General features: G+C 46.8%; 11 protein-coding genes. 7 read left to right on the forward strand and 4 right to left on the reverse strand.

Annotated elements, in window-relative coordinates; translation table 11 throughout:
- Nucleotides 1-64 precede the first annotated feature (64 nt).
- Nucleotides 65-2,335: an FdhF/YdeP family oxidoreductase gene (locus tag ACFPK9_RS02150; RefSeq protein WP_377092923.1), complete on the forward strand. Its 2,271-nt coding sequence runs from the start codon at nt 65-67 to the stop codon at nt 2,333-2,335.
- 80 nt (nt 2,336-2,415) lie between these two features.
- Here the strand turns inward: ACFPK9_RS02150 and ACFPK9_RS02155 are convergent, their stop codons facing one another.
- A complete protein-coding gene (locus tag ACFPK9_RS02155) occupies nt 2,416-2,802 on the reverse strand; it encodes an acyl-CoA thioesterase (RefSeq protein ID WP_377092925.1) in 387 nt (128 codons plus the stop codon).
- Between the two features lie 224 nt (nt 2,803-3,026).
- On the opposite strand from ACFPK9_RS02155, the gene ACFPK9_RS02160 reads away from it, so the two are divergent.
- From ACFPK9_RS02160 to ACFPK9_RS02170, 3 genes are all read left to right on the forward strand, one after another.
- Entirely contained in the window at nt 3,027-4,238 is a 1,212-nt protein-coding gene (locus ACFPK9_RS02160; protein WP_377092926.1) for a putative glycoside hydrolase, read from the forward strand.
- Between the two features lie 170 nt (nt 4,239-4,408).
- Entirely contained in the window at nt 4,409-5,260 is an 852-nt protein-coding gene (ftsY, locus tag ACFPK9_RS02165) for a signal recognition particle-docking protein FtsY (protein ID WP_377092927.1), read from the forward strand.
- A gap of 34 nt (nt 5,261-5,294) precedes the next feature.
- Nucleotides 5,295-5,504 carry a hypothetical protein gene (locus ACFPK9_RS02170; RefSeq protein WP_377092929.1) on the forward strand — a complete coding sequence of 70 codons (210 nt, stop codon included), beginning with the start codon at nt 5,295-5,297 and terminating at the stop codon, nt 5,502-5,504.
- 20 nt (nt 5,505-5,524) lie between these two features.
- On the opposite strand, the gene ACFPK9_RS02175 is transcribed toward ACFPK9_RS02170, so the two are convergent.
- The gene (locus ACFPK9_RS02175) at nt 5,525-6,436 is read right to left on the reverse strand and encodes a thioredoxin family protein (protein WP_377092930.1); all 912 of its coding nucleotides are present in this window, start codon (nt 6,434-6,436) and stop codon (nt 5,525-5,527) included.
- Between the two features lie 123 nt (nt 6,437-6,559).
- Here ACFPK9_RS02175 and ACFPK9_RS02180 point away from each other — a divergent pair, with 123 nt between their 5' ends.
- Together ACFPK9_RS02180 and ACFPK9_RS02185 are read left to right on the forward strand one after the other, a co-directional pair.
- Nucleotides 6,560-7,147, forward strand: a complete 588-nt coding sequence (locus ACFPK9_RS02180) for a riboflavin synthase (RefSeq protein ID WP_377092931.1) — start codon at nt 6,560-6,562, stop codon at nt 7,145-7,147.
- Nucleotides 7,148-7,269: 122 nt separating this feature from the next.
- Nucleotides 7,270-7,893 carry a hypothetical protein gene (locus tag ACFPK9_RS02185; protein WP_377092933.1) on the forward strand — a complete coding sequence of 208 codons (624 nt, stop codon included), beginning with the start codon at nt 7,270-7,272 and terminating at the stop codon, nt 7,891-7,893.
- Here the strand turns inward: ACFPK9_RS02185 and hemB are convergent.
- On the reverse strand, nt 7,890-8,882 hold the full coding sequence (hemB, locus tag ACFPK9_RS02190) for a porphobilinogen synthase (protein WP_377092934.1): 993 nt from the start codon (nt 8,880-8,882) through the stop codon (nt 7,890-7,892). The genes ACFPK9_RS02185 and hemB overlap by 4 nt on opposite strands.
- Before the next feature lie 13 nt (nt 8,883-8,895).
- Entirely contained in the window at nt 8,896-10,362 is a 1,467-nt protein-coding gene (gene cysS, locus ACFPK9_RS02195) for a cysteine--tRNA ligase (protein WP_377092935.1), read from the reverse strand.
- A 204-nt stretch (nt 10,363-10,566) separates the two neighbouring features.
- Between cysS and ACFPK9_RS02200 the strand changes: the two genes are divergently transcribed.
- Nucleotides 10,567-12,771, forward strand: coding sequence for a bifunctional alpha,alpha-trehalose-phosphate synthase (UDP-forming)/trehalose-phosphatase (locus tag ACFPK9_RS02200; protein ID WP_377092936.1), 2,205 nt, complete (start codon nt 10,567-10,569; stop codon nt 12,769-12,771).
- Nucleotides 12,772-12,789: the final 18 nt, after the last annotated feature.

The raw sequence follows: 12,789 nt of genomic DNA on the forward strand, positions 1-12,789 counted from the left end.
CCCATTTTGTACAAAAATGATATGCGTCATTGAATCTCTCATGCACATCATTAATCATGTTAATATGCAATCTGAAGACGCGCCATTAACTCGTAAAGACCCTAAGACTTGGGCAGCTGGTGCCCCTGCCGTTATCTCATCTCTCAAACACGTCATGTCCACTGCCGGACCTGTCCGTGGTACTAAGGCCTTACTCGACCTTAACCAAATGGGAGGCTTCGATTGCCCATCATGCGCATGGCCAGATCCAGACGACCACCGTGCCATGACGGAATTCTGCGAAAATGGTGCCAAAGCCATCGCTTCAGAAGCAACATCAAAAATCGTCGACGAACGTTTTTTTGCAAAATATTCAATCGATGAATTAATGCAAAAAAGCGACTACTGGCACGACCAACAAGGTCGACTCACCAGCCCAATGATTCTTCGCGAAGGTGCGACCCACTACCAAGCGATCTCTTGGGAAGACGCCTTCACCTTGATGGCCGATGAACTTAAAGCTCTCGACCACCCAGACGAAGCTGTCTTCTACACCTCAGGCCGCACCTCTAACGAAGCAGCATTCCTCTACCAACTTTTCACCCGCCACTACGGCACCAATAATCTCCCTGACTGCTCAAACATGTGCCACGAATCCAGTGGTTCAGCTCTCGGACCTTCAGTAGGCGTTGGTAAAGGCACAGTCACACTCGATGACCTCCACACCGCTGACGTCATCATCTGCGTCGGCCAAAACCCAGGCACCAACCACCCGCGCATGCTCGCCTCACTCGAAAAATGCGTCAACAATGGTGGCGAGATCGTTGCCATTAACCCACTTCGCGAAGCTGGCCTGCTCGGATTTGCACACCCTCAACATCCAAAAGGCGCACTCAATATCGCGACTAATCTCGCAGACCAATACCTTCAAGTAAAAGTCAATGGGGACATGGCGATCTTCCGTGGAATTGCCAAAACTATTCTCGCCCGCGATAAAGCAGCGAACTCCTCAGTCATCGACCACGCCTTCATTGCCGAACACACCGAAGGCTTTGAAGCATACACCCAAGCATGCGCTAATACCACATGGGAACGCATCATCGAAGACTCAGGAATCAGTCGCGAAGAAATTGAAAAACTCGCTGACAAAATCATCGCTAAAGACCAAAAGCTCATCACTTGTTGGGCGATGGGTCTCACTCAGCACAAAAACGCTGTCGACACCATCCGCGAGGTCGTCAACGTTCACCTCATGATCGGTGCCATCGGCCGTGATGGTGCTGGACTCTGCCCAGTCCGTGGACACTCAAACGTGCAAGGTGACCGCACCATGGGCATCTATGAGAAGCTTCCGGAAGCCTTTCACCTCTCTCTTGAGAAAGTCTTCAAATTTAAATCACCACGCAAACACGGGTATGACGTAGTCGAAGCCATTCACGCCATGCATAAAGGTGAAGCAAAATTCTTCTTCGCCATGGGGGGCAACTTCCTCCAGGCGGCACCTGACACCGACTTCACCGCAGAAGCACTCCAGAAATGTAAGCTCACTGCCCACGTTGTCACTAAGCTTAACCGCTCACTACTCGTCACTGGAAAAACTGGCCTCATCCTCCCTTGTCTTGGCAGAACCGAGCTAGACCTCCAAAAAGAAGGCCCTCAGTTCATCACCTGTGAAAACTCTATGGGTATCGTCCATTCCTCCACCGGCCGCCTCACCCCTATCTCCAAACGCCTCATGTCTGAGGTCGCCATCGTCTCCAATCTCGCACACAAAGTCGTGGGCAATACCGAAACTGTCGACTGGCTCGCATTCGCTGACAACTACGACCTCATCCGCGACGCCATTGAAGCCACCATCCCCGGCTTTGACGATTTCAACATCAGAGTCCGTAAGCCAGCTGGCTTCTATCTCCCTAACAACGCCAAAGAACGCGTCTGGGACACTCCTAACAACAAAGCGAACTTCAGTAACCCAGAGCTCAGCATCTTCGAAAAGAAAGACCACAAACGTCTCATTCTGCAAACCTTGCGATCACACGATCAGTACAACACCACTATCTACGGCTTAGATGATCGCTACCGCGGTATCGGCAACGAGCGCATGATCATCTTCCTTAACCCAGACGACATGAAAGAGCGTGGAATCAAGCCTGTGCAGAAGGTCAAAATCACCAGCCACTGGGACGATGGCGAACGCCATGCCGAAGGCTTCCTCGCCATCCCTTACGAAATGCCTAGCGGAGCAGCAGCAGCATACTTCCCAGAAGCCAACGTGCTCGTACCAATCGACAGTACTGCAGACATTTCTAACACACCAACTTCCAAGGCTATCGAAATCAGCCTAGAAGTGATGTAGTCAGCTCAAAAATCACTCAATAAAAGCTCAGCTTGGCCACTCCAACGCTGAGCTTTTTTATATTACGTTCCTCCTAATTTTTAGCTCTCTAAAGCCTCTCGCATACCCAGCGGAATCACCGTCCCCTCACCAGACGAAGTCACAAAGACTGTCACCATCGTCCCCTCCGCCACAACCCTTTGCCCTGCGTAAACCTTAAAATTCCAAGACAGCGACTTCTCTCCCATTTTGACAATTTCTAACAGAATATCAGCTACATCACCAAATTTCAGAGGTGAGCGATAGTCGCATTTCACATGCACCTTTGGAAAACCTCCAACATTTGAAACCGGAGCTACTCCCGCAGAAAACATTGCCGCATGCTCCGCCTCCTCAATGAATCGTAATATATTACTAAAATGGACAATGCCTGCTAAATCGGTATCGGCAAAATTCACCCGACGCTCAAATACTGGGAAGCTCTTCATTGCCCTCACCATATTCCCCACTCACCACATAAAAAGCGAAATCTTAGCAACCTCGCTCTCCTAAATCACTAGTTTAGAAACAAACTACACATAACATCTATCCCCCCTTCATCACAGCTGCCAAAATGACCGATTTCAATATATACAAAAAACTGTGTAATATTTGCAAGATTCCTTACAATTACCGCTTACTAGACCCCAGAAACTAAGATACACACTCATTCATGAAATCTTTACTTAGCAGCATTTCCGTCATCGGAGGCTTAGTCCTCACTTGTAGCCCAAGCTTTGCTAATAACGCCGACAAAAAAACTGTCGAAAGCGAAGTCGATCAAAGTAACTACCCCGAATTTTCTTGGGATCACATCCCTCGCTATATGCACATTCGGAAAGCTACAAAATTTACCGATGAAGAAATCGCATTTATGGCGAAGTTTCCACTCGTCACCTTTGAAAAAGCAAATGGTCATACAACCTTCGGTACAGTAGAAGAAGGAACTTTAGACTCAGCTCGTCGTCTCAAAAAGGCCAACCCAGATGTAAAGACACTCTACTACCGCAATGTCATCGTCCACTATGGAGGCTATGCAGCTGATAAGGAATTGGCAGATATCCCCGGAGCTTTTTTATCAAGTAAAGATGGCAACACTAACCTCATCAGAAACAGAGTCGAAGCCTACGACCTTTCTGACCCAGCATTACGTGACTGGTGGGTTAAAGCCTGCAAAGCCATGACCACTGATCCTGCTATCGATGGAGTCTTCTTGGATGGAAACATTAAAGCGCTCGAACCCGGCTACCTCGCTCGCGATATCGGTAAGGACAAGAAAAAGCAAACCATGGACGGCTACCATTTGATGATGCAGCAAACACGTGAAGCGATTGGTTCAGACAAACTCATGATCGCGAATATTCTTCGTGCTCGTTTCGACAATGGTGGATTGGAATACCTCAATTACTTTGACGGCTCCTACTTAGAAGGATTTTTCCACAATGTCGGAAAAGTCAGCTATGAAGATTATGTCGTAAAAGGAATCGACGCCATGCAGCAAGCTGCTCGCCAAGGTAAAATCATCGCCTTCACTTCTGGGCTCAAGGGGCAGTCAAACTCAAGCCATATGGGCATCGATGAGGCCCATGGTTTCGTAGATACCTATGACGAAGCGCGCCAAGCACTCCAATATCCACTTGGTATCTTCCTGATTTGTGCAGAAAAATACAGCTACTTCCGCCCTCACGAAGGTTATTCGGCAAACGAAAACGACCATTGGATGCGTTGGTTCCCTGAATACGATCGTCCTCTCGGAGCACCGAAAGGCCCGGCAAAAAAAGATGGCTACCGCTACACCCGTGAGTTTGAACACGCCTCCGTAGCTTTAGACATTACAAAACGGGAAGCCAAAATCACCTGGCTAAAGCCAGCTTCAAAGCAGTAATAACTACTCCTTATTCTGCACTAAGCCCCTCAAACACGGCGAACTGAGTCCTATAGTTCAGCTAGTATTTGCTATGGTCTCTTACCATACTTATAAAAAACAGTCCATCGTCCTAAGTTGTTGGAGAGGTTCTTGACCACTCCTCCATCTAGGCGTAAAGAGGCTGCACTATGGCTGGATTTTTTAAGAAGATCATTAACAAGGTTCGTAACCGAGCTGAAGTAGACTGGGAAGAACTTGAAGCCGACCTTATTGGGGCCGACCTTGGAGCGCGCCTCACAATGACTATTGTTGATGAGCTTCAAGACCTTGGACGCAAAATCTCTGGAGACGATGTTGTAGACACAGCAAAAAAACATATTGCTCAGATTCTTCCAGAAGACCTTCCAGAACTCACCCCTAGAGAAGATGGCTTACCTCATGTCATTCTGATGGTTGGCGTCAATGGAACCGGCAAAACGACTTCCACTGCAAAACTTGCCCAACTTTTAAAAAATAAAGGCCACTCCGTAGTTGTCGCCGCTGCTGACACATTTCGCGCTGCCGCCGTTGAACAATTAGAAGTTTGGGCGCAACGTGTGGACATTCCCTTGGTAAAAGGAGCTCCCAATGCAGACCCTTCATCCGTCTGCTATAAGGCCCACCAAGAAGCTATCACTACTGGAGCTCAATTCCTCATTCTCGACACCGCCGGTCGTCTTCACACTCGTCATAACTTAATGAACGAGCTTCAAAAAATTGAACGCACAATTGGCAAGCAAGACCCGAGTGCTCCGCACACTAAAATGATCGTTGTCGATGCCACAACAGGAGGAAACGCGCTCCAACAAGCCAAGGAATTTAATAAATCAATCAAACTCGATAGCTTGATAGTCACTAAGTTAGACGGCTCGGGCAAAGGCGGAATTATTGTCTCCATCTATCAAGAATTAGGCATCTCGCCTTGCTTTATTGGAATGGGCGAAGAAGCTCACCAATTCAAGCCATTTAAAAAACAAGAATTTGTGGAAGAAATAATGTGATACACCCTCTCACAAAAACAAATCACTCAAGCTAATGCAGTATCTCATTAATACAGGAATTATCCTTTTTCTCATCGTCTGGTTCATACTAGGAGCTTGGTTGGTAGCGCGATACAGCGTTTTATTTGGACCTCATAAAGACGATCCTGCCGAAAGCGCCGGAGCACGCTCATTCGGTGTCGCACACATTATTGCTGTATGGATTGGCGGCGCAGGTCTAGGTATATACTTCCTGTTTCGCTAAACAGTGAGAGTCCGTCTTGATTAATTGTGGCTTTTCTTACGCTGCTCCGCAACCCACGCTTGATCTTCTGCTGAAAGCTTAGAAAGCGAGGTTTTAGATTTTTTCCCATCTGGCGTGATCAAGTAAAGTTCGCCATCGCGCAGAGCTCTGGGCTTAGCGAATACTTTACGACCTCGGTAATCATGCCAAACACGATAGCCTTTCCGTTCGTATTCTTGCCTCCATCTCTGGTAATCCTGCGCGGCATTGCGGTACCCAGAACGCAACCTACCAAAGTAAAACTCCGCACTTCCCGATTTATACCCTGTGTATTTGCCAAAACTTGTGCCACGCGGTGAGAGCATCACCACGACCGGAGCCCCTAGCACTTTATAACGCTCCTTTAAGTCGCGCACATATTGTCGCTTTCTCTCTTTAAGGTCTGAATTATCTTCAACGATGAAACTATCAATTCTAAGAAGAACCACTTTTTCATCTGCCCAATCCTTAAATTTTTTGTGATTAAAAACCTCATTCGCCAAGGCCTTAGTCGCTACATTTCTCTGGGAATCAGTAAACCACATTAATACAGGCTTCCCCTCCTCACGCGCCTCACGCATGGCCTTGATATAACTAACATGCCACGAATCTACATCTTTAGGCATATTCTCCCATAGATCATCCAGCTCCTCCATCGGAGCATCAGGATCTTCTGGAGCCCAGATAATATCCTCCTCACTTGGTAACGCCGCCATTGATGACGACACTTTGGGCTTCAAATCTGACAAGCTCTTCAATGTCCCTTGAGACTGCGTATGCTCTTCTTCCTCGCCGAGTGATTTGATTTTATCCTCAACTGATTTAGCCGAGTTAGCGAGCATGCCACAGCTCGATATAGAGAGCGGCAAGCTCATGAGACAAGCAAACTTGAGGAATTTCGTAGGTACGGCCATTAGTGATGGAATTAGCAAGTCCAGATATGACTGACAAGACAGCATTTCACCAGTCCTCAAATCATTCATAAATTATCCAAAGCCTCGCATTGCAAGGGGCTTTTTAAGCTCTATACTCAAAACATGTTTACAGGACTAGTAGAAACTACAGGCAAGATCGTTCAAATCGAAGCTCTGGGTGACCAATCTCGCTTTACCATTGAAATTCCCTTTGCTGAGGAACTCGAGCTAGGAGATTCTGTAGCAACAAACGGATGCTGCCTCACCGTCGCTGCATTTGCTGAAAAAGGAGTACAATTCGATCTGTTAGCTCAAACTCTCTCCGTCACCTCTCTAGGAGAACTTGAAGTAGGATCCATTGTAAACTTAGAACGAGCTCTACGCCCTAGTGATCGTCTTGGTGGTCACTTCGTCCAAGGCCATGTCGACGACACTGGCAGTATTGTAGATCTTTCCAAACACGGACAAGACCACAGGTTTGAAGTATCACTTCCAGCGAGTATTCATAAGTATTGTATCGCTAAAGGTTCACTATCCATTGATGGAATTTCTCTCACTATTGCTGAACTCACAGAAAATAGTGCCGTGTTCTGGATCACTCCACACACATTTGAGCACACACATCTAAGAGCTCGCAGCATAAACAGCAAAGTAAATCTCGAAGCCGATCTGTTAGCCAAATACACTGAGAAGCTCCTAGCCAATCGCTAGCTCACCTCCCCTTTCCGGCTAACTAACTCACTGTTAGATATAAATAACAATTCTTGACAGTTAACTCCTATGAAACTAGACAGCCTAAACGCTTCCAAAGCGCACACACACACCTTCCCCCGATGCATTCCCCCTTCAGCCCATCACAACTCTATTTTTTCGACTATCCCCTAGTAGATGCTAAGGCCATCGCAAATTCAGCACTAAGACTTCTATATTACGGAACAACTCATGGTGCATTTGGCGCAACCTCGATACCTGAAACGCGTTATTTAGAACATTTTGACGCATTCAAAATCACTCTGGAACATCTCTCTAATGACTCATTAAGTGAAGATTTTGAATACAATCTCGTATTTTTCACAAAACCTATTGCGATGGACATTTGGCTAATGAAAAATCGTGCAGAACTTTCTGAAATTAAAAAACTCACAAGAAGAGTCCATCTAGGAACTCAACCTAGTCTTCGTGCAAAGCGCTATAAAACTCCGTTCTGGATAAAATACACACGCCCCATTTACATGTCACTTTTTGATGTGAAAGTCGGAGATGACAATTATGTCCCTCCTGCCTTCACCCATCAATTCAACACCAAATACTCCGGCTTCGTTATGCGCACCCAAAAGGGCTACCCTCTCGTTCGCACAATGTTTGACGCCTATGGACTTACCATGGGAACCCGGCAAGAAGTCCACGACCGCTTAGACGGAGACTTGCAGGTTATGTCCTATCGCAAGAAAGCTTAAAACTCTCCATCCGCTTCCCATTGAGCCACAGACTTGGCAAAATAGGTGAGAATTAGATCTGCTCCAGCTCGCTTGATTGCGTAGAGGCTTTCTAACACCACAGCCTTTTCATCTAACCACCCAGCCTCAGCAGCCGATTTAATCATAAGGTATTCCCCACTCACCTGATAAGCAGCCACAGGTAATGAAGTCGTCTCACGCACTTTCGAAATAATATCCAGATAGGCTCCTGCTGGTTTCACCATCACCATGTCAGCACCTTCATCTTCATCGAGAACGACTTCACGCACCGCTTCACGCACATTGGCATAATCCATCTGATAGGTTTTTTTGTCTCCAGCTTTTGGAGCTGAATCTAATGCCCCACGGAATGGGCCATAATACGCAGAAGCGTACTTTGCGGTGTAGGAAAGAATCGAAACATCTTGGTGGCCCGCATCGTCAAGTGCTGTGCGTAATGCTTCAACACGGCCATCCATCATGTCACTGGGAGAAACAATATCCGCTCCAGCCTGCGCATGGCACACAGCTTGTTTACAAAGTACTTCGACTGTCTCATCATTAACAATCTCCAACTCACCATTAGTCTTTTGCCTAACAATTCCATCATGCCCATCAGAGTTGTATGGATCTAGAGCGACATCAGTAATGACGCAAAGCGTGGGATGCGCCTGCTTAAGCGCTTGAATAGCACGCGGAACTAGACCGTCAGGATTATAGCACTCGTCTGCAGAGGAGTTTTTTTTCTCCTCAGGAACAGCTGGGAAGATCACAACTGCCGGCACCCCGAGAGCGTGAGCCTCACCCGCTTCCTTTACAAGACCAGTAATCGACCAGCGCGTGCAGCCGGGCATGGATTCAATGGCTACATTTCCCTCGTCCTCATGGACAAACAGCGGGTAGATAAAATCTTTCGCGCTGAGTGATGTCTCGCGGACGAGATTGCGAATTGCGGGCGACTTGCGATTACGACGTGGTCTATGAAGCATAATGATTTCTTTCTTAAATTTTCTCTAAACTGTAGCCCTCCGAGCCGTCTTTCACAAGCCAGCCCAGCTCTTTAAGTCGGTCACGAAGTTCATCCGACTTCGCCCATTCTTTATCTGCACGGGCTTGCCAACGCTCTGCTGCGATCTCTTTGATTTCCTCAGGAGCGCCTTCCACCTTTTCTTCAACTATTACAGGAAGTTCAATTCCAAGTGCCTGAAGCATAAAGTGAAGCCCTTTCCATTGCGTTAATGGGTTCGCTTCATTCTGAGCTCTGCGTAAAGCGCCAAACATGGCACCAATTGCACGCTGAGTATTGAGGTCTTCATTCAGTCCCTCCCAAGCATTTTCAAACAGCCCTTTGTCTTCAAGACCAACAAGCTCCTCGTAACTCGGAGTATCATCCACTCCAGCTAATTCTGCAAGTGCACGTTCAGCTTTCAGCAGTTTATCCAAAGCCTCGCGTGCTGCGTGCAAGCTATCTAAAGTAAAGTTGAGTTGCTTCCGATAGTGTGCTCCGATCAGAGCAAAACGTACCTCATTGGCCTTCACCCCTTTTTCAATCAAGTCATCGAGTCGATAAAAATTGCCAAGTGACTTAGACATCTTTTTCCCTTCTACTAACAGATGGGTGATGTGAAACCAATGTGCTGCGAAATCACCACCACAAGCACACTTGCTCTGGGCTATTTCGTTTTCGTGGTGCGGAAACACCAAATCTTCCCCACCAGAATGTAAGTCGAAACTTTCACCAAGATATTCACGAATCATCGCCGAACACTCTAAATGCCAACCTGGGCGCCCCTCCCCCCAAGGACTCTCCCAATAATTCTCACCATCTTCCTCACGTCGCGCTTTCCAAAGCACAAAATCAGCAATGCTATCTTTCTCATACTCGTCAGAGTCATTCGCTCGTGTATCTTGAGTATGGCCAAGATCCAAATCTCGATTCTCTAAATGCGACAAGCTCCCATACTCGGGATAAGAACTAATTCGGAAATATACAGAGCCATCCTCAGCAGCGTAAGCGTGTCCTTTTTCTATAAGCTCTCCAATCATCTGAACCTGCTGCGGAATGTGCTCAACAGCACTCGGTTCAATATGGGGTTCCAAACAGTTAAGAGCAGTACAATCTGCATGAAACTTTTCCGTCCAGAATGCAGTAAATTCACGCAATGATTTCCCCGCAGATTGCGAATCACGAATCGTCTTATCGTCTACATCAGTGAGATTCCGCACATGCTTCGTTGGAGTGCCTCCAAGCTCCAGAGCTCTACGAAAGACATCTTGCACAACAAATGTTCTAAAATTCCCAATGTGCGCCGGCCCATAGACCGTAGGCCCACAACAATAAAATCCAAAACGTTCTCCATTCAATGGTGATAAATCGTGGACTTCTCGTGCAAGCGTATCAAAAAGGCGCATGCCCACGCAATAGACAGTCGCCCCTAAATTGAAAAGACTTTTGCGCTCTTTCTTCATCGCTCCATAGAACGAAACGGCACTTAACCACAGGCCATCAATTTCATATCAAATAGAATCCAATCGTACGTTGAAGCAATTTTTCCACACCGACTAAGCTCTAATTACTACATAAAACTCCTTCTTGAGTGAGGTAGACAGCACGTTAATTATATGTAGTATGCCATGTATTAGTACTTCTTACATTCTAATTATTTTTCACACATGCGTTCTCTCATACTAGTATCTAACAGATTACCTATTAAGTTAAACTCTAACGGATCACTCGAACGAACTACCGGAGGGCTCGCTTCAGCACTCGAAGGAGCTGGTCTGGATGATAATTACACATGGGTTGGCTGGGGCGGAAGCAGCCCGAGTAAAGGAACAAAGACAGACGAATTCTTAGAACAAATGAGAAAACTTGGAGTAGAGCCAGTTCTTCTAAGCGATGAAGAAGTTAATGGATACTACGAAGGTTACTCGAACTCCACCTTGTGGCCCTTACTTCATTACATGACTGAAAGGGCACGTTTCCAGCCAGAATGGATACGGTATTATAGGCAGGTTAATGAAAAGTTCGCAGACACCATTCTTAACATTGCAGCACCTGGAGCAACAATCTGGATTCATGACTACCACCTCATGCTCCTACCGAAAATCCTCCGCCAGCGCAGACCCGACTTAAAAATTGGATTCTTCCTTCACACCCCCTTCCCTTCCAGTGAGGTCTTTCGCGCACTGCCTGAGCGCGATGAACTTTTAAAAGGAATGCTAGGCTGTGACCTCATCGGCTTTCACACCTACAACTACCTCAGACACTTCATATCCTCACTCATTCGCATCCTAGGCCAAGAAGCTGATGTCGATGGCTTACAGTACCGTAACCGTAGAATTCAACTAGGTGTACACCCCATCGGCCACAATCATCACGGATTTAAAAAAGCAGCGAAATCTGATATTTTCCAACAAACTTACAAGACCCATCGTGAGCAGCTAGAAGATGACAAACTCATTCTTAGCGTAGAGCGCCTAGATTATACAAAAGGCGTTCCACAAAAACTAGACGCCATTAGACACTTTTTAGAAACCCACCCCGAACAAGCTAATAAAGTTTATTTTGTTCTCATCGCCGTTCCCTCTAGGCGCGGGGTCGAAGAATATGATAACCTCACAGAAGAAGTTCAATGCGCTGTGAGCTCTATCAATGGCACCTTTGGTGAAGTCGGGCACGCTCCTGTACAATTCCTTCACCGCAGCTTCGCCCTAGAAGAACTTGCGGCTCTGTACGCTCTCGCTGACGTTTGCATGGTGACCCCCACTGTCGATGGCATGAACTTAGTGGCAAAAGAATTTATTGACTGTAAGCGCGACAGCCATCGGGCTCGACCTGGAGCCCTCATTCTCAGCGAATTTGCTGGTGCCGCCCAGGAAATGTCTCACGCCTTACTTGTCAACCCACACGACACTGTCGGTGTGGCAAATACTATCCAAATCGCCTTAGATATGGAGCAAGAGGAAATGGAAGCGCGAGTCCAAGCCATGCAGAAAAGACTCGATCTCAACCACGCCGGAGCTTGGGCAAAGAGATATCTAACCGACTTAGAAAATGCTTCGCAAGAACTCCCTTGCAGCAATGAAGAACAACCATTGTTAGACATTAGCAAACAACTTCATCAAGAACTCAATAACGGCAAAAAGCTCGCCCTCTTCATCGATTACGATGGCACCTTGCGACCATTCACAGCAAAACCCGAAGACGCCACTCCTAATGAAGAGCTAAAAAATTTACTTCAACAATTAGGAGAACACCCACAAATTGAAGTAGCTATTGTCAGCGGTCGTCCCCGAGCATTTATGGAAAAGCATCTTGGAGATCTCCCACTTCACCTAGTTGCTGAACATGGATTTTATTGGAAACTCAGAGATATGGATGACTGGGAGCTACTTAATGAACATGTAGACACGACGTGGAAAGAAACTGTTCTCCCTCATTTGGAAGCAGCTACAGCCCTAACACCTGGCTCCGAAGTAGAAGAAAAAAACTCAGCACTGGTATGGCACTACCGTCAAGCCGACCCAGAATTTGCACTCTGGCGGGCTAAAGGATTACTCTCCGAACTCACTTCCACAACTGCCTCGCTCCCTGTCTCAGTCCACCATGGCCAAAAGATTATCGAAGTCGCTAGCCAGCTCGTTAACAAAGGCGTGGCTGTAGAGAGAATGCTGCAACTCTGGCACCCCAGAATCGCAGTGACTGCAGGCGATGATGTTACTGACGAAACTATGTTCGCATGTCCAACCTTTGAAAACTCAGTGCTTCATTCACTTAAAATTGGTGAAGGTGATACTAGAGCAAACCAACGAACTACTATCCAAGGTTTACGAAATCTGCTAGAATCTCTAGTTAGCGAGCGCCATACCCTCTAACCTTAACATTTCTTATCA

Origin of the sequence: Rubritalea spongiae, assembly GCF_042652385.1 — a bacterium.
In the GTDB taxonomy this organism is placed as follows: Bacteria; Verrucomicrobiota; Verrucomicrobiia; order Verrucomicrobiales; family Akkermansiaceae; genus Rubritalea; species Rubritalea spongiae.